The organism is Zoogloea sp. LCSB751 (assembly GCF_002028455.1).
Classification (GTDB): domain Bacteria; phylum Pseudomonadota; class Gammaproteobacteria; order Burkholderiales; family Rhodocyclaceae; genus Zoogloea.
In genome coordinates this window covers 103415-120581 of sequence record NZ_MWUM01000008.1, presented here as the reverse complement: position 1 = coordinate 120581, position 17167 = coordinate 103415, and the positions used below count along the sequence as shown (strand labels likewise).

The following is a 17167-nucleotide window of genomic DNA, read 5'->3' as shown; positions in this document are numbered from 1 at the left end:
GGTTCCCCCGCGCGCACCGACGCGCAGGCGCTCAGGGATTGATCAGCCGGTCGGTGGCCGCTTCGTCCACGATCGACTCGTCACGGCACAACTGGGTCTGCGGCGAGGCGGTCTGCTGAGCCAGGGCGCGGGCGGTCACGGCCAGCACTTCACTGCTGTCGCCGTCGGCAACCAGGATCAACTGGTGGGCCGGGCCGATCAGCCCGACGAAGCCTCTCGCCGTGCTGCCGTCCGGCAGTCCGACGAAGACGCTGTCGCCGACTTCGAGTTCGGCCCACTCGGACGCCAGCGACAGCTCACCGGCAAAGTACTGCTTGTGGCGCAGAATCCGGAAGTCCGGACGCTCGCCCACCGGGCCGAGAACCGGCACCGCCGGCCTGCGGTAGCGGGGCTCGGGCCCGGATCGCCCGGCGATCAGGGCGGCATGCAGCTCCAGGCACGGGGCCAGCCCCTCCCGGATGCGCTCCGGTGCCAGGCCGATCCACGCCAGCCCCTCCTCCAGCGAGCGCATCAGCGCCGGCAACTGCGCCATCAGATGCTGGCGCGCCACCTCGTCCGGCTCCGGCATCGCGCTGACCAGCAGACGGTGGGCGGTCTGCACGCGGGAGGTCCATTGCGGGCTGCCGGTACCGTAACGATAGGCCGCCTTGGCCAGCACGTGCACCCAATACCCCTCGATGAACTCCCGTGCCACCGCCTCAGAACGATGTCCGATCAGCAGGTAGATCGCCCGGCTGGCCTGGTGCAGGGCCACCTCGCGCCGCTCCAGGCGCTCGGCCTCGTCCTTGTAGGCCGCGGCGCGGGCCAGCGCGCCCTTCTGGCGGGATTTCAGCAGGACCTCCGCGCCCGTCAACGCGACCTGGAAGTCCCGATCCTCGAGACGGGGCACCCGCTGCAGCGGACGCACGACCAGCAGCAGACCACGGCACACAGGCAGCTCAGGCGGACAATCGTGAGGCAGCGTACGGCCGACATTGGCGATCAAATCCACCAGACGCAGCGCCGGATGACGCTCTTCAGCCAGTAGGGTTTCACTGCGCAGGGCCAGGCGCAGCATCGGAACACGCAACTGGGCCAGGATCATCCTGATCGTTGCCGGCAGGGACGGTGACGCCGCCACGTAGGCGAGCACGGTTTCCACGACCTCGACCGCAGCCGCCCTGGCCGGCGCCAGCAAGGCACCGAGTTCGCTCGTCCCCAGGGACTGGGGCACACCGCTGCCATAGTTCTGGCGCTCACCGAGCCAGGCCTCGATACGCTCCAGTAGCGCCGAGGCCAGCGTCGGGTCGAGATGGGCGACGCCGGGGGCCATGTCGCGCCGGGCCAGTACCGATAGACGCAGGGCATCCACCGGATGGATGGCCAGGCTGCGCGGGGACTCCACTTCCTCGGCACGCTCGCTGCCGGGCCCGAGGGACGAACGAGCCGGTGTCACGATCCGGTAGCGGGAGTCGACGCCCGCCTCGGCCAGATCATGCTCGAGCTCCCGGTAGAACACACACAAGTGGCGCTGCAGCGGCTCCTCGAGGCGTTTGAGGAGCACCATCGCCTCCTGGGCACTGAGATGCTCGTGCTCCTTCAGCGCCCGCAACGCCCGGCACACGCTCTCGGTACCCACCGGGGACTCCTTCTGCAGCACGGCATCGGTGCCGGCCATCAGGATACGCATGCGCAGGTGCAGGGCTGCCAGTTCGCGTTCGCAACGGTCGCGCAGACGCTGGTCGAGGTTCATCAGCTCGACCGAATAATCCATGTCATCATCATGGACCAGGCTGATGTGCGAAGCAGTCAACCCGTGCATCTGCTCGAAGCCCGGCCGCTCCTTGCTCCCCGACAGCTCGTCAAAGCACTCGCCGGCCGCCTGGGCCAGCTGGTCGAGCCACCCTTCGTGACGAATGGCCTCTCCCGCCGCCCGCCGGATCGTCTCCAGGAAACGCGCCCGACAATCGGCCAGCAGTTGGGCGGCCATCGTGGTCGGTTTGTCGTCGTAGGTAGAGGGATGCGCCATGGCGGTCGGGGTCGTATTATGTTGGCGGATCTTAGCGAGAAGTGGGCTTATCGGGAAAAATGCCGAAATCTTCAGTGTGAAGGACGCCCTGCCAGGCCATATTTGTTGGCCAGGCGCCACCCCGCCCACGCTGCGAAGACAGCGACAAGCCCCCATTTGAGAGACGAACACAAGGCCGACAACGGGATCGCCGCACTCGGCGCACCGAAAGGGCCGGCCAGCAGATGCAATTGCAGCAGGTTTTCCGCCACATCGAAAAGCGCCGCCAGCGGCAACAGGGCTGCCAGCCTGCCGGAAGCGCGTGTCTCGGCCTCCGGGAAAAGGCCACCGCGAGTCGCTACCACGTAGCCGAACAGTGCATAGATGCACAGGTGGAGGGTATCCGCGGCAAAATGTCCCCGATACGCCTGCAGTCCATCGGCCCCCCACGCGGCCAGGATTCCCCAGTAATGCTCCGGGCTGAAACTGAGCTGCAGACAGATGATGCTGGGACGCCGATCCCCCACGAGACAGCCCAGATATACTTGGGAAATCGCCACAGCCACACTCGCCATTCCCGTCAGCAAGGGAGATCTGCGCGCCATTTTTCTCCTTCCAGCCGCTCACCTCCACGGCACAGGTGTGCAATAGTCACGCGTGCGGCAAAGCAGCAATTGCCCATCGAGATTTACACCTTAAAATTAAAAAATTGATTTTTTTGATAAATTCAACGAGCGGACTCGCCGTCAGTACCGAATCATGACAAGCGCCACCAAGCCCTCCTCCCCCAACAGCGAACAACTCGCCACCGACCTCGCGGCAATCCGTATCCCGGCCTGCCCGGCCGTGGTCACCGAAGTACTGAAGGAAGCCCGCAAGGATGAACCCAACTTCAAGGTCCTGGCGCGCATCATCTCATCCGACGTGGGCATGTCGGCGATGGCTGTCAAGCTCGCCAACTCACCGATGTTCGGCTCCGCCGCGCGGGTCAAGAGCGTGCAGCAAGCCATCAGCCGCCTCGGCACCAGCAACGTATTGAACATCATAGTCGCAGCAGCGCTGCGCAGCTCCGTCGACGGCCTGCCGGCTGACTTCCTGGAACACTTCTGGGACATGGCAGCGTCCCGCGCACTGTGTGCCGGCCTGCTGGCCCGCAAGCATGTGGGCATTCCGCCGGAGGATGCCTACACCTATGGACTGTTCCAGAACGCTGCGGTGCCGGTGCTGATGCAGCACTTCTCCACCTATGCCGAACTCTATGCCGGGGCCGGCGAGCACGGCGACCGTCTGGTCGCGCTGGAACGCGAACACTTCCACAGCGACCACGCGGTGGTCGGCTGGCTGCTGGCGCGCAACTGGGGGCTGCCGGCCAAGATCGCCTCGGCCATCCAGCACCACCACAATCCCGAACGCTACATCCTGCCCGAGGACGAGCTTCCGTCGAACGCGCTGGCGCTGATCGCCATCGCCCAGCTCGCCGAGTTCATCATCGCCGAGCTGGGCGGCGCCGCTCAGGGCGTGGACCAACGCGCCTTCGAGAACGCACGCACATTCCTCGGCACCACCGACCACGATCTGGACGAGTTCCGCGAAATCGTCGCCGCCGCACTGGCCTGACGCTGCCCGCTGTGGGACCGTAGGGGCAAATTCATTCGCCCGCACTGGACTCCCCCTCGACAACAGAGGCGACCACCCAGAAAAATGCCCGCCATCATGGCGGGCATTTTTCTTGAGCCTGTCCGGGGCTTACTCGGCTTCGGCCTTCTTGCGGGCGGCCGGTTTCTTGGCGGCCGCAGCCTTGGGCTCCTTCTTCTCGAACTCGAAGCCGACCTTGCCGTCTTCGCCGCGCACCAGGAAAGCGGAGAACTTGCGCTTGGTGCGGCTCGACACGAAACCGCGCAGCAGCTCGGTCCGCCCGGTGTCGAGCAGCTTCTGCATCTGATCGCGTTCGATCGGTTGCTGCAGGATGATCTTGCCGGAGCGGAAATCGCAGGATTTCTCCGGCCCCACCGACTTGCTGCAGACGTAGGACAGGCCGTGCTCATACACCTGGGCGCTGCATTTCGGGCACAGCCCCAGGGAGTCCTGACCGGAGAAGTCCACCGCCTCGGCGGCTTCGTCCTCCTTCGGCTGGCCGAAATCGAATTCCGGCTGCTTGTCGTCGTTGAGGCGGATCTCGGCGTTGAACAGCCGCCCCATCTTGTTGCGGAAGCCCAGCAAGGGGCCGACCCGGCCGGTGGCCAGCAGGGCCTCGATTTCCGGGATCTCGAACTGGCGCCCGGCGACGATCTTCCAGGCGCTCCAGTCGCAGCTCTGGCAGGAAAACTTCTTGTAGTTCTCCTTTACCTGACCGCCGCACTTGGGGCACGGCGTCTGCAGCGTGGCAAAGTCGCCGGGCACCGTATCCGACTCGTAGCGCTTGGCACGCTCGACGATGTCGCGGGTCATGGCCTGGATGTGCTCCATGAACTCGGCGCGGGACAGCGCGCCACGCTCCATCTGGGCCAGCTTGTGCTCCCACTCGCCGGTGAGTTCCGGCGAGGTCAGCTCGTTGGTGCCGAGGCCCCGCAGCAGCGTGATCAGCGAGAAGGCCTTGGCGGTCGGGATCAGCTCCTTGCCGTCCCGCAGCATGTAGGTTTCGCCGATCAGGTTTTCGATGATCTGCGCGCGGGTCGCCGGCGTGCCGAGACCGCGGCCGGCCATCGCGGCACGCAGCTCCTCGTCGTCCACCATCTTGCCGGCGCCTTCCATCGCCGACAGCAGCGTGGCTTCGTTGAAGCGTGCCGGCGGCTTGGTGACCAGGGCCTTGACGAGGATCTCGTCGGTGCTGACCTTCTCGCCAGGCTCGACCGCCACCAGCTGCGGTGTACCGCCCTCCTCCTCGCTCACCGCGGCGGCCTTGCCATAGATGGCCAGCCAGCCCGGATTGACGAGGATCTTGCCCTCGGTCTTGAAGGCTTCGCCTTCGACGCGGGTGATGCGGGTGGTGATGCGGTATTCGGCGGCCGGGTAGAACACCGCCAGAAAGCGCCGGGTCACCAGATCGTAGATCTTCGCCTCGGCCTCGGACAGGCTCTTGGGCGCCGTGCCGGTCGGGATGATCGCGAAGTGGTCGGAGATCTTGGCGTTGTTGAAGATGCGCTTGTTGGGCTTGGCCCAGCCGTGCTTGACGATCTCGTTGGCGAAGGGCGCGTAAACATCCGGCAGGCCGCCGAGGATGCCCTGAACCTGGCCGACGTAGTCTTCCGGCAGCGCGCGGGCGTCGGTCCGCGGGTAGGTCAGGACCTTGTGCTTTTCGTAAAGGGCCTGGGCCAGTTGCAGCGTGGTCCGCGCCGAGAAGCCGAAGCGGCCGTTGGCTTCACGCTGCAGGGAGGTGAGGTCGAACAGCAACGGCGACAGCTGTGAGGACGGCTTCGACTCTTCCTCAACCGTACCGGTCTTGCCCTCGCACTTGGCCTTGATGGCTTCGGCACGGGCCTTTTCCCACAGGCGGAAGGCCGTGGCGTGCTCGGCGAGCGGCGCGCCCTCCTCGGGCTTCTTGAAACCCTCGTCGAACCAACGGCCGGCGTAGGCGCCGGCCTGGCAGCCGAAGCTGGCCTCCAGCTCCCAGTAATCAGTAGGCTTGAAGGCGCGGATCTTTTCTTCGCGCTCGACGACGATGGCCAACGTCGGGGTCTGCACGCGCCCGACCGTGGTCAGGTGGAAACCTCCGGTCTTGGAATTGAAGGCGGTCATCGCGCGGGTGCCGTTGATGCCGATCAGCCAGTCGCTCTCGGCCCGGCATACGGCGGCTTCGCGCAAGCCCTCCACGTCAGCGGCGGCGCGCAGCTGAGCGAAACCATCGCGGATCGCCCCGGCCGTCATCGACTGCAGCCACAGGCGCTGTACCGGCTTGGCGCTGCCGGAATGCTGCACGATGAAGCTGAAGATCAGTTCCCCTTCACGCCCCGCGTCACAGGCGTTGATCAGGCCGGTGACATCCTTGCGCTTGATCAGGCGGGTCAGCAGCTTGAGCCGATCCTCGGTCTTCTCGATCGGATTGAGCGCGAAATGCGGCGGGATCACCGGCAGGTGCGCGAAAGACCACTTGCCACGCTTGACTTCGAACTCGGCAGGTACCGTAAGCTCCAGCAAATGGCCGACCGCCGAAGAGAGCACATAGTGCTCCGACTCGAAATAGTCTTTTTCCTTGGTGAAACCACCGAGGGCGCGGGCGATGTCTGCCGCGACCGAGGGCTTTTCCGCGATGATCAGCTGCTTGCTCATTGGAGTACCTTCGTGCTGCGCACTCCGGTCCTCGCCCTGGGGGCGGCCGGCCGGCTCATGCCTGTAGTGCGCAACATGGCGCCTGATTCAGGTTGTTGGGGGGAGCGGCGCATCATACGGAAGCCTGCGCCGGGCGTGCAAGCCGCGGCCGCTCAATGCACCGGGAATGTCGCCGGCTCTTCGTCCTCGAGCGCCTCGTTGAGCAGCTCGTCGAGGATCAGGCCATTGATCGGGCGATCCTGCTGCCACAACACCATCAGCACGATGACCTTGAGGTTCTCCAGCTCGATCTCCGGATCGTCGAGGGCCAGTGCCCGCTCGATGATCACTTCCCGGCACTCGGCGTCGAGGATACCGGCGTTCTCGAGGAAAAGCAGGAAACCGCGGCACTCCACACCCAGGCGAACCAGTTCGTCGTCGGCGTAGATACGCAGGGAGCCGGCACGGGCGCACTGGGCCGGACGCTCGCCGTCGGACAACTGGCGCAGACCGGACAACCACTCCAGGGCGTCGGTGATTTCTTCTTCCTCGAAACCGGCGGCCGTCAGCTTGCGGGCCAACTGCGCAGGTTCGGGGCATGCGTCGGCGTGGACGTAGTTCTCGAAGAGGTACACGAGGATATCGAACATGGCGCGTGGGGCCTGAGGCCGGTGGTTTTTCAAAGGCGCTGGAGGCGCCCTCCGGGCAGGCGGGAGACCCGTCCGTCGAGTTCCAGCGTAAGCAGAATGGCGTAGAGCGCTTCCGGCGTCAAGCTGGTGCGGTGCACAAGGGTGTCCATGTCCACCGGGTCATGTCCCAGCGCAGCAAGCACGCCACCTTCGTCTCCGCCCCCCTCGACCGGGCCAGGCGCGTGCTGCGGCGCGACTTCCGGCGTCGGCAGGCGCAGCTCCTCAAGTATGTCATTGGCAGATTCGACGAGTTTTGCGCCATCACGGATCAGGCGATGGCAACCGCGGGACAGGGGCGAATGGATGGAGCCTGGAATCGCGAAGACCTCCCTGCCGCAGTCGCCGGCCAGCCGCGCGGTGATCAGCGAGCCGCTCTTCACGGCCGCCTCGACCACCAGCACGCCGCGGGACAGGCCGGCGATCAGCCTGTTGCGGCGCGGAAAATGATGGGCCAGCGGACCGCTGCCGAGGGGAAACTCGCTGACGATGGCCCCGGCCTCGGCGATCCGCCGTGCCAGTGCCGCATTGCGGGCCGGGTAGATGCGGTCGGCTCCGGTGCCGATCACCGCCACCGTGCCCCCCACCCCGGCCAGGCCGCCCCGGTGGGCCGCGGCATCGATACCGAGGGCCAGGCCGCTGACGATGGTCAGGCCGGCAGACGACAGGGCGGCGGAAAAATCCTCGGCGTTGGCCTCGCCCTGCGGCGTCGCATTGCGGGCCCCTACCACGGCGATCGACGGACGACTCAGCAGACCGGCGTCGCCCTTGACGTAGAGCAGTACGGGTGGATCGGGGGTTTCCAGCAGTGCCGCCGGATAGGCCGCGTCACCGAGGGTCAGGACAGCATTGCCGGTGACGTCCAGCCACGCCAGCGCGGCGTCCACCGCCTTCGCGGCATCGTGTTCGAGGAGCACTTTGGCCGTGGCATCGCCGACGACCGCCGCCAGTGCGCCCGGCGTGGCGGAATAGATGGCTTCCGGCGGCCCGAAGGCGGCCAGCAGCTGGCGCTGGCCCGCCGGGCCCAGCCCCGGCGTGAGGGTCAGGCGCAGCCAGCCTGAGAGGGGATGGACGTCCGGCAAGATGACCCGGTGCTCAGGGCTTGCGCGCGCTGTCGGCCACCGCCACCGCGCCCTTGCTGTCCATCACCAGCGCGTAGGAGATGCGGTCGAAGACCCGAAACACGAAGACCAGCCCATAGCGCTGCTCCGGCAGGCGGAAACGCTGGGGTGCGCCGACATTATCTTCCCGGTAGACGGTTTCGCCACGGTTCCGGTGCAGCGCCAGCACGTGGCCGATCTCGATCCCGTCCCGCTTGCCCAGACTGAGGGACACCACGTTGTAGCGGCCGGTCTCGGTCACCCCGTTGTAGATCGACACCACATGCCCACGGACGTCGTCGTCCGGCGCATGCGGAACGTAGCTGGGCAGTTCGGGACGCCCCGCCGGCAACAGCCGGTCACCCTTGCCGATTTCCTGCTTCGCGCTCAGCACCGTCAGGCTGGTGGGCACGGGGATCGCCGGCTTGCCTTCGGGCGCCGCCAACGGGTCTTCATCCGGCGCGGCGGTCACCTGGGCCACACCGAGATGCACGGCTTCATAGCCGAGGATCTCGCCGCTCACCGGGTCCTTCAGCGGCTGCGCCTTGCGATAGACATTCCAGGTCTTGACATCCGGCGTGACGCGCGTCGCAAAGATGGTATCGCCCGCGCCGGTGAACACACGTCCCTCCTGCGTAGCCACCAGGATCCCGGCAGTGGAGTTCTCCTGCTCGGACACCACCAGTGGTTCGGACAGGAAGGGGGCGATCGCGCGCAGCGGAATGCTCTGGATCGCAGCCTTGCCGGGCTCGGAATAGACCTGGGGGAAACGCTTCTCGTAGAGCGGACGATCGGGGAGGCCACCGACGCGCTTGCCGAACTTGAGGGTCGGGCCGCTGCGGTCGAGCACGATGATCTGGCCCGGGTAGATCAGGTGCGGGTTGCGGATCTGCTCCCGGTTGAGGCGCCATACCTCGGGCCAGCGCCAGGGCTCCTTGAGGAACTTGCCGGAAATGCCCCACAGGGTATCGCCAGGCACCACCGCGTGGCTGTCCGGCGCGTCGTCGGCCAGACGGATGGGATTGGCTGCACCGGCAGCGGCAGGCACCAGGGCGGCGACGCCGATCAGGAGGGCGGATATAATGCGAATCATCGGAAGAGCACTCGCTTTCGGCGGACAGGCCTCACCCGGCAAAGGGTTGCCTGTGTTGCGGAGCCGATACCCGCCTTGCAAGATGCGAGCATCGTAGATTTGGCTCAAAATTCTGCACGTAAAGTCTTCATCCGGCAATATTTATGGCCCTGTTACCCATTCTCCGTTATCCCGATCCTCGCCTGCACACCCGTGCCACACCGGTACGCGAAGTGAACGACGAAATCCGCCGGCTGATCGCCGACATGGCGGAAACCATGTACGAGGCCCCCGGCATCGGTCTGGCCGCCACCCAGGTGGACGTCCATAAACGGGTCGTCGTCATCGACGTCTCCGAAGACAAGTCCGAGCTGCTGGCGCTGATCAATCCGGAAATCCTCGAACGTTCCGGCGAGCACCTCGGCGAGGAAGGCTGCCTGTCCGTGCCCGGCATATACGACAAGGTCGTCCGCGCCGAGCGGGTCAAGGTGCGTGCCCTCAACCAGAAGGGCGAGAGCTTCGAGATGGAAGCCGACGGCCTCCTCGCGGTGTGCATCCAGCACGAGCTGGACCACCTGGAAGGCAAGGTCTTCGTCGAATACCTGTCCCAGCTCAAGCAGACCCGCATCAAGGGCAAGCTGGCCAAGAAAGCCCGGATCACCGCCTGATGAAAGTCGCCTTCGCCGGAACCCCCGAATTCGCCGCCGCCGCAGTGCAGGCCATCCTGGCCGCCGGTTTCGACGTGCCCCTGGTCCTCACCCAGCCGGACCGCCCCGCCGGCCGTGGCATGCAATTGCAGCCCAGCCCGGTCAAGCAGGTCGCCGTCGCCGCCGGCATCCCGGTGCACCAGCCTGAAAAGCTGCGCACACCGGAACAGCAGGCGCCGCTGGCCGAAGCCAATGTGGACGTGCTGGTGGTCGCCGCCTACGGCATCATCCTGCCCCAGGCGGTGCTCGATCTGCCGCGCTACGGCTGCCTCAACATCCATGCCTCGCTGCTGCCACGCTGGCGCGGCGCCGCGCCGATCCACCGGGCCATTGAGGCCGGCGATGCGGAAACCGGCATCACCATCATGCAGATGGATGCCGGCCTCGACACCGGCCCGATGTTGCTCAAGCGCAGCACGGCCATCGAGTCCGACGACACCACCGGCAGCCTGCACGACCGCTTGGCCGGCCTCGGCGCCGACCTGATCGTCGACGCCCTGCGGGCCCTGCCCGACGGCCTCACTGCCACCCCGCAGCCCGCCGACGGCGTCACCTACGCCGCCAAGATCGGCAAGGCCGAAGCCACCGTGGACTGGACCCGCCCGGCCACCGAGATCGAACGGGCGATCCGCGCCTTCAACCCCTTCCCCGGCGCGCTGGGCAATTACCAGGGCACGCCGATCAAGCTGTGGCGCGCCCGTGCCATCGACGCCGGCGGCACTCCTGGCGAAGTGCTGCTGGCCGAAGGCGCCGGTGTGATCGTCGCCTGCGGCGAGGGTGCGCTGTGCATAACCGAGCTGCAGAAGCCCGGCGGCAAGCGCCTGGCAGCGGCTGACTTCGTGCGCGGCACGGCCATCGCAGTGGGCAGCCGCTTCGACTAGCCAGCGCCTCCGCAGCCGTCCGCAAGGCCCGCGTTGGACGCGGGCCTTTTTCATGCGGCATGCAGTTCCCGCTTACAGGTTTTTACGCAAGCACTTAAAAATTCTTGAATTTTTGGTGCCCTGCCCCATCTAACAGGCGTTTCCCACTCAATCCCGAAAGGACGGTTACACCCAATGCTCGGCAACTGGCTCAAGACATCCATCCTGATGGCGGCGATCATCGCGTTGTTCGGCGTGATCGGCGGCCTCATCGGCGGCAAGTCGGGGATGGTGCTCGCGCTGGTCTTCGGCGGCGCGATGAACCTGTTCTCGTACTGGTTCTCCGACAAGATGGTGCTGCGCATGTACAACGCGCAGGAAGTGGACGAAACCAGCTCCCCTTACCTCTACAACATGGTCCGCGAACTGGCCGGCCGCGCCCAGCTGCCGATGCCGCGCGTCTATATCATCCACGAGGACCAGCCGAACGCCTTCGCCACCGGCCGCAACCCGGAAAACGCCGCCGTGGCGGCCACCACCGGCATCCTGCAGATGCTCAGCCAGCGCGAACTGCGCGGCGTGATGGCCCACGAGCTGGCCCACGTGAAGCACCGGGACATCCTGATCTCGACGATCTCGGCGACGATGGCCGGGGCGATCTCGGCGCTGGCCAACTTCGCGATGTTCTTCAGCGGCCGCGACGCGGAAGGCCGCCCGGCCAACCCGATCGCCTCCATCGCGGTGGCCCTGCTCGCCCCGCTGGCGGCCAGCGTGATTCAGATGGCGATCTCCCGCGCCCGGGAGTTCGAAGCCGACCGTGGCGGCGCCGAAATTGCCAGCGACCCGCACGCCCTGGCCGACGCGCTGATGAAGATCGACGCCTTTGCCCGCGGCATTCCGATGCCCACTGCCGAGGCTCACCCGGAAACCGGGCAGATGATGATCATGAATCCCTTGTCAGGCCGCGGCCTGGCCGGGCTGTTCAGCACGCATCCGGCCACCGAGGAACGAGTGGCGCGTCTGCGCGCGATGGCCGGCCGCCGCTAACGCGGCACGCCCCGGCAACTGAACGGGAACCCGGCTACGGCCGGGTTCTTTCATTGATGGCCGGCCAGACGGGACTGCAACGGCAGCACGATCCGGAAACGGCTCCCCTTGCCCGGCCGACTGTCCACCTCGATCCGCCCCCCGTGCCGGCTAACGATACGGTACGCCGACGAGAGCCCCAGACCGCGCCCCTCGCCGACAGGCCGGGTGGTGAAAAAGGGCTCGAAAATATGTGCGCGCACAGCTTCGTCCATGCCGCAGCCGCTGTCCTCGATCTCCACGCACAGCTCGCCGTCATCTTCCTGGGCGCGTACCACCACGGTCCCCGGCGCGCCACAGAGGGCCCGCAATCCATTGTCGATGATGGCCCTGAAGGCTTCACCGAGCAGCGTCGGATTGACCGGTAACGCCGGCAGTCCGGCATAGTCCCGCAGCAGTTGCTGCCCGGCCGCCCGCTCGCCGGCAAAGGTCTCGATTGCCCCGTCGAGGAGGACATCAAGACGCAGCTCGGTACATTCCGCCGGCTCCTCGCTGGCAAACTCCCGCAAGGCATGGACGATATCACTGACCCGCCCGAGACCGCGCATCGACTCGGACACCAGCCCCGGCAGATCCTCGCGAATGAATTCGAGATCGGCGCTGGCCCGAGCCGCCTGCCAGGCATCCATCGCCGGCCCGCCCGCGGTCAGCCGGTCCGCGGTATCCACCAGCGCCAGCAGGCGCTCCGCGTATTCCCGCAGCGCTCCGAGATTGGAAGCGATGTAACCGAGGGGATTGTTGATCTCGTGGGCGACCCCGGCCGCGAGCTGGCCAACTGCCGCCAGCTTGTCGGCCTCCTGAAGCTGGCTGCGGGTGGCCTGCAAGGTATCGAGCGTATGGCGCAGGGCCCGGTTGGCCTGATGCAACTCTCCGGTACGTTCGGCAACACGCGCCTCCAGGCTGGTGTTGCTGCGCGCCAGTGCCTCGTTGCGCTCGGCCACCAGGCCGAGAAGATTGCGCACGGCCGCGATCAGTGCAGTGTTGCCGGGATCCCCGTGATGCTCCGCCTCGCGTGCGAAAGCCTCTTCCGGCGACGCCCCGGCGGCCAGCGCACGCAACTGGCGGGCCATGCTCTGATCGGTGTCGAGGATATGGAAGGTCAGCCAGCTGGTCACGAAACGGTAAAGCAGCGAAACCACCCGCCCCGGGTCGTCCGAGTGGCGCATCTCTTCCACGCGGGCGACAAAATCCGCATGGCTTTGGCGATGGCTGCGCTGATGGCGCGGGTCGAGGCCCGCCTGCGCCATCAACGCCTCTTCAGTGGCGAAATGATGGGCGGCGTAGCGCGCCAGGCCGTCGAGCACATGGCTCAGTTCCACCGGCTGGATGAGCGCACCGCTGGCCGCCCGCTGGACCAGCGCATTGATCAGGTCCACCAGCTTGTGGTGCTGGCCGTCCACCTCGGCAAAGCCGGTCTCGAAGTAATCCGCCCACTGGAAAGGGGCGATCTTCGGTGGCGTGCTCATGGCCGCTCCTGCGCCACGCCCTCCAGGGCGGCACGGATTGCCCCGACCAGCGACGGCAGCACCTGTCCCAGCATCGCCAACTGATCCGCCAGTGCGTCCACGTTGCCACTGCGCACGATCCGGCAGATTCCGTCGGCCAGCGCAAAGACGTCGGCCGCCCCCACGTTACCCGCAGCGCCTTTCAGGGTATGGGCCAGATGTTCGATCCCAGCCAGATCGCCGGCTGCCAGGCAGGCATTGAGACGATCGCCCACGTCCCCCTGATTGCTGGCAAAGAGGCCGAGCAGACGCCCGTAAGTGGCCCACTTGCCACGCACCAGGCGCAGCCCCCTCGCCGTGTCGAGCCCGGCAATGCCCTGCAGACGGGCGGTCCACGCGTCAGGCGCGGCGTCATCGCCGGGCGCGGCCGCCGCCTCGGACGGCGGCACCTGCCCCCCCGGCACCAGCCACTTGAGCAGCACGCGACGCAGGTCCTCCGGCTCCACCGGTTTGGCCAGAAAATCGTTCATGCCTGCCGCTCGGCACGCATCCTGGTCTTCCTCAAAGGCATTGGCGGTCATCGCAACGATAGGCAGGGTGCCCTGTCCGGACAGGGTGCGAATGCTCCGGGTTGCTTCCAGGCCATCCATCACCGGCATCTGCATGTCCATCAGCACCAGATCGTAAGCCCCGCTCCTCACGCAATCCACGGCCTCCTGACCGTTCTCGGCGCAATCCACGACCAGGCCCAGATCGTCCAGCATGTCGACTGCCACTTCCTGGTTGAGCTGATTGTCCTCGACCAGCAGGACCCGCCGCCCCTGCAAGGCCGGCACATCCTCGAACGACATGTCGGCCTGCGTATCGGCGCAGCTTACGGGCAGGTTCACGCCCGGCCGGGTCTGCAGGCGCGCGGTGAACCAGAAGGTACTCCCCTGCCCCCGACGGCTTTCCGCCCCGGCCTCCCCCCCCATCAGCGCGGCCAGGTGGCGGGTCAGGGCCAGACCAAGGCCGGTGCCGCCGTACTTGCGGGTGGTGGAGGCGTCCGCCTGCTCGAAAGACTGGAACAGGCGCGGCAACTGTTCAGCCGTGATGCCGATCCCGCTGTCGCTCACCTCGAAACGGACCAGCACGTCCTGCTCCCGCGCCTCCAGGATTCTGGCCCTGAGGCTGACCCCGCCGCGCTCGGTGAACTTGACCGCGTTACCGAGGTAGTTGAGCAAGGCCTGGCGCAGGCGCGTCACATCGCCGCGCAGCACCGGCGGCAATCCTTCCGTGTCGGAATGGAAAGTCAGGTGCTTGGCGGCCAGCCGCTCGTGAATCAGGGAATGCGCCTGGTTGAAGAGCGCCTCCGGCGAAAAATCGATCGACTCCAGCAGCAGCTTGCCGGCCTCGATCTTGGAAATGTCGAGGATGTCGTTGATGATCGACAGCAGGTGCGCCCCCGCATGGCGGATCTTGTGCAGCCGGTCCAACTGGGATGCATCGAGGGCGCTGCGTTCGAGCAGGCGGGCCAGGCCGAGGATCGCGTTCATCGGCGTGCGGATCTCGTGGCTCATGTTGGCCAGGAACGCGCTCTTCGCCTGACTGGCGGACTCGGCGCGCCGGCGGGCCTCGGCCAGTTGCCCGGTGCGCTCGGCGACCAGGTCTTCGAGGTGATGGTGATAGACGGCCAGCTGGGCATCCAGCTCGCGCAGTTCGGTGATGTCGAAAAAGGTCGTCATGAAAAAATCGCCCACATCCGACCCCGACACCAGCAAGGTCCGCAACTCACCGGACTTGCAGGTGATGCGGTATTCCCGGGGCTCGACAGGACGACCGGAGGCCCGGGCCTGGTTGACTGCATCCTGCCAGGCGTTGCGGCCCCAGGCCCGGTAGTCCGGATCGGGATAAGCCAGTTGCCACCAGCTATCCGCATCGGGTATTTCCTGGCGGGTGTAGCCGAAGCTCTCGACGAAGCGGCGGTTGATATCCACGATCCGCCCCTCGCCATTGACGAGGCTGAGGGGCAGCGGCGCCACTTCGAACAACTGGCGGAAGCGCGCCTCGCTTTCTCTCAGCGCCGACTCCTCCCGGTGGCGCGCGATGGCGATCGCCGCCAGGTCGGTGGCCATCGCCACCTGCTGAAGATGGATCTCCGCCGGTGCCGAGGCACTACCCGGGTACAGCGCAAAGGTCCCAAGCACCACCCCCTCCCGACTGAAGATCGGCGTCGACCAGCAAGCCACCAGCCCATGTTCGGCGGCCAGCGCCCGATAGTCCTGCCACAAGGGATCCGTGGCGATGTCCTTGACGATCACCGGGCTGCGCCGCCACGCCGCGGTGCCGCAGGAGCCCACGGCCTCGCCGATGGGCACGCCGTCCACGGCACGGTTGTAACCATCGGGCAGGCCGGGGGCAGCCCCATGCCGCAGGTGGATACCATCCGCGTCGAGCAGCAGGATCGACACCCGCACATCGGGTAACTGGGCCTCGACACCGAGCGCCAGCGTTTCCAGGGTGTTCTTCAGCGCCGCCCCGGAGGCAACCATCTCCAGCACGTGACGCTGGGTCGCCAGGTAGATCTCGCCCTGCTTGCGGGCCGTGACGTCGGTCCAGGAGCCGACGATCTCCGCCCCGTCCTCCGCATCGCCACCCGCCATGCGCAGCTCGTCACGCACCCAGAAATAGCGCCCATCCCGATGGGCGAACCGGTACTCGAGGCCCAGTTGCCCGCCAAGCCGCAGACCGCGCCAGGCGGTTTTCGCCGCCTGGCGATCGTCCGGATGCAATCCGGCCAGCCACCAGCCGCGTTTCAGCACTTCATCCGGCGTGTAACCGAAGATGCGCTGGATGTTGTCGCCGACCATCGCCGGCACCCAGTGCCCGGCCTCCCGCCGCATCGCGTAAAGAATGGTCGGGCTGGCCTCGACCAGATGGCGCAGCTGGCTTTCCGCCGCCACCTGGCGGCGCTGGGCCTCTTCCCGGGCGGCCCGATCCCGTAGCGCCCGGATGCCGAAGGCCAGGTCGCCGCCCAGATCCGACAGCAGACGCATCTCCTCGTCATCGAAGGCATCCGCCTCGCTGGAATAGACGCTCAGCGCACCGAAACAATGGCCGTCGGCATCCAGCAGGGGCAGTGCGCAGGAGGACGCGTAGCCATTCCGACTGGCAGCCTCGCGCCAGCGTTCGAAACGCGGATCGGTGAGGATGTCGCGGCACACCTGCGGGCGCTTTTCACGGACGGCCGTACCGGTGGGCCCGACACCGTCCGCGCCGTCGCTCCACGACACGTCCACCGCATCGAAATAGCCGTCGATACAGCCGAACTGGGCCACTGGTTTCACCCGCCGGCGGGCATCGTATTCGGGATAGCCGACCCAGGCCATCCGGTAGCCGCCGAAGTCCACCATCAGACGGCAGACATCCTGCAGCAGGACGCGCTCATCGCCGGCCCGGGCGACCGCCTGGTTGCATTCGCTGACGGTCAATAGCGCCCGATTGGCGCGCCGCAGACCGGCTTCGACACGCTTGCCCGCGGTGATGTCGCGGGCGACCCCGAGCACGCCGATCAGTTGCCCGTTCTGATCGTACATGGGGGTCTTGATGGTTTCGAGGACCTCCTGGTGACCATCCGCGGCGAAGGTGACGGTCTCCTCGTTACGTTGCGGCCCCCGCGCCGCAATGGCCGCGAGATCGTTCTGACGGAAGACCTCGGCCAGTGCGGGCGGCACGAAATCACGGTCCGTGCGTCCCACGATATCGGCCTCGCTGGCACCGAAAAACAGCTCGAAGCGTGAATTGCAGGCCAGGTAGACGCCTTCGGGGTCCTTCAGCCAGACGAGGTCCGGCAGGGTACGCACGAGGGCTTCGAGCAACGGGCCCGGACGCACCCCATCCACCGATGACTTCAGGGGGGCAGCTTGGGAGCGCGAAGTCTCCAGCGGCAGGGACATGGGAACGGAACCCTTTGCGATCGCGGTTATGAATGCCCGGATAC

At 66.5% G+C, this 17167-nt stretch carries 12 protein-coding genes; 4 read left to right on the top strand and 8 right to left on the bottom strand.

Annotated features, from left to right (window positions below; genetic code table 11):
• Positions 1-31: 31 nt before the first annotated feature.
• A complete protein-coding gene (locus B4920_RS11470) occupies positions 32-2008 on the bottom strand; it encodes a DUF1631 family protein (protein ID WP_161493290.1) in 1977 nt (658 codons plus the stop codon).
• Between the two features lie 71 nt (positions 2009-2079).
• Positions 2080-2574 (bottom strand): hypothetical protein, encoded by a 495-nt coding sequence (locus B4920_RS11465; RefSeq protein WP_139379497.1) that lies wholly within the window; start codon positions 2572-2574, stop codon positions 2080-2082.
• Positions 2575-2746: 172 nt separating this feature from the next.
• Here B4920_RS11465 and B4920_RS11460 point away from each other — a divergent pair, with 172 nt between their 5' ends.
• On the top strand, positions 2747-3604 hold the full coding sequence (locus B4920_RS11460) for an HDOD domain-containing protein (RefSeq protein WP_079434822.1): 858 nt from the start codon (positions 2747-2749) through the stop codon (positions 3602-3604).
• A 129-nt stretch (positions 3605-3733) separates the two neighbouring features.
• Here B4920_RS11460 and B4920_RS11455 read toward each other — a convergent pair whose 3' ends face one another.
• From B4920_RS11455 to B4920_RS11440, 4 genes are all read right to left on the bottom strand, one after another.
• Entirely contained in the window at positions 3734-6253 is a 2520-nt protein-coding gene (locus tag B4920_RS11455; protein ID WP_079434821.1) for a DNA topoisomerase III, read from the bottom strand.
• 152 nt (positions 6254-6405) lie between these two features.
• Positions 6406-6882 carry a DUF494 family protein gene (locus B4920_RS11450; protein ID WP_079434820.1) on the bottom strand — a complete coding sequence of 159 codons (477 nt, stop codon included), beginning with the start codon at positions 6880-6882 and terminating at the stop codon, positions 6406-6408.
• Between the two features lie 29 nt (positions 6883-6911).
• Positions 6912-8000 (bottom strand): DNA-processing protein DprA, encoded by a 1089-nt coding sequence (gene dprA / locus B4920_RS11445; RefSeq protein ID WP_079434819.1) that lies wholly within the window; start codon positions 7998-8000, stop codon positions 6912-6914.
• 13 nt (positions 8001-8013) lie between these two features.
• Positions 8014-9111 (bottom strand): LysM peptidoglycan-binding domain-containing protein, encoded by a 1098-nt coding sequence (locus B4920_RS11440; RefSeq protein ID WP_079434818.1) that lies wholly within the window; start codon positions 9109-9111, stop codon positions 8014-8016.
• A gap of 143 nt (positions 9112-9254) precedes the next feature.
• On the opposite strand from B4920_RS11440, the gene def reads away from it, so the two are divergent.
• From def to htpX, 3 genes are all read left to right on the top strand, one after another.
• Positions 9255-9758: a peptide deformylase gene (gene def / locus B4920_RS11435; protein ID WP_079434817.1), complete on the top strand. Its 504-nt coding sequence runs from the start codon at positions 9255-9257 to the stop codon at positions 9756-9758.
• Entirely contained in the window at positions 9758-10678 is a 921-nt protein-coding gene (gene fmt / locus B4920_RS11430; RefSeq protein WP_079434816.1) for a methionyl-tRNA formyltransferase, read from the top strand. Before def ends, fmt begins: the two co-directional genes overlap by 1 nt.
• Positions 10679-10852: 174 nt before the next feature.
• Positions 10853-11704, top strand: a complete 852-nt coding sequence (gene htpX / locus B4920_RS11425; RefSeq protein ID WP_079434815.1) for a zinc metalloprotease HtpX — start codon at positions 10853-10855, stop codon at positions 11702-11704.
• Positions 11705-11754: 50 nt separating this feature from the next.
• On the opposite strand, the gene B4920_RS11420 is transcribed toward htpX, so the two are convergent.
• A complete protein-coding gene (locus B4920_RS11420; RefSeq protein WP_079434814.1) occupies positions 11755-13209 on the bottom strand; it encodes a bacteriohemerythrin in 1455 nt (484 codons plus the stop codon).
• Positions 13206-17123, bottom strand: coding sequence for a PAS domain S-box protein (locus B4920_RS11415; RefSeq protein WP_139379496.1), 3918 nt, complete (start codon positions 17121-17123; stop codon positions 13206-13208). The genes B4920_RS11420 and B4920_RS11415 overlap by 4 nt, the downstream gene beginning before the upstream one ends.
• Positions 17124-17167: the final 44 nt, after the last annotated feature.

Bases quoted from the DNA above. Each gene is read 5' to 3' on its own strand.
- htpX (WP_079434815.1), top strand. From the start codon at position 10,853: ATGCTCGGCAACTGGCTCAAGACATCCATCCTGATGGCGGCGATCATC.
- B4920_RS11440 (WP_079434818.1), bottom strand. From the start codon at position 9,111: ATGATTCGCATTATATCCGCCCTCCTGATCGGCGTCGCCGCCCTGGTG.
- B4920_RS11455 (WP_079434821.1), bottom strand. From the start codon at position 6,253: ATGAGCAAGCAGCTGATCATCGCGGAAAAGCCCTCGGTCGCGGCAGAC.
- B4920_RS11420 (WP_079434814.1), bottom strand. From the start codon at position 13,209: ATGAGCACGCCACCGAAGATCGCCCCTTTCCAGTGGGCGGATTACTTC.
- B4920_RS11415 (WP_139379496.1), bottom strand. From the start codon at position 17,123: ATGTCCCTGCCGCTGGAGACTTCGCGCTCCCAAGCTGCCCCCCTGAAG.
- B4920_RS11460 (WP_079434822.1), top strand. From the start codon at position 2,747: ATGACAAGCGCCACCAAGCCCTCCTCCCCCAACAGCGAACAACTCGCC.
- B4920_RS11450 (WP_079434820.1), bottom strand. From the start codon at position 6,882: ATGTTCGATATCCTCGTGTACCTCTTCGAGAACTACGTCCACGCCGAC.
- def (WP_079434817.1), top strand. From the start codon at position 9,255: ATGGCCCTGTTACCCATTCTCCGTTATCCCGATCCTCGCCTGCACACC.
- fmt (WP_079434816.1), top strand. From the start codon at position 9,758: ATGAAAGTCGCCTTCGCCGGAACCCCCGAATTCGCCGCCGCCGCAGTG.
- B4920_RS11470 (WP_161493290.1), bottom strand. From the start codon at position 2,008: ATGGCGCATCCCTCTACCTACGACGACAAACCGACCACGATGGCCGCC.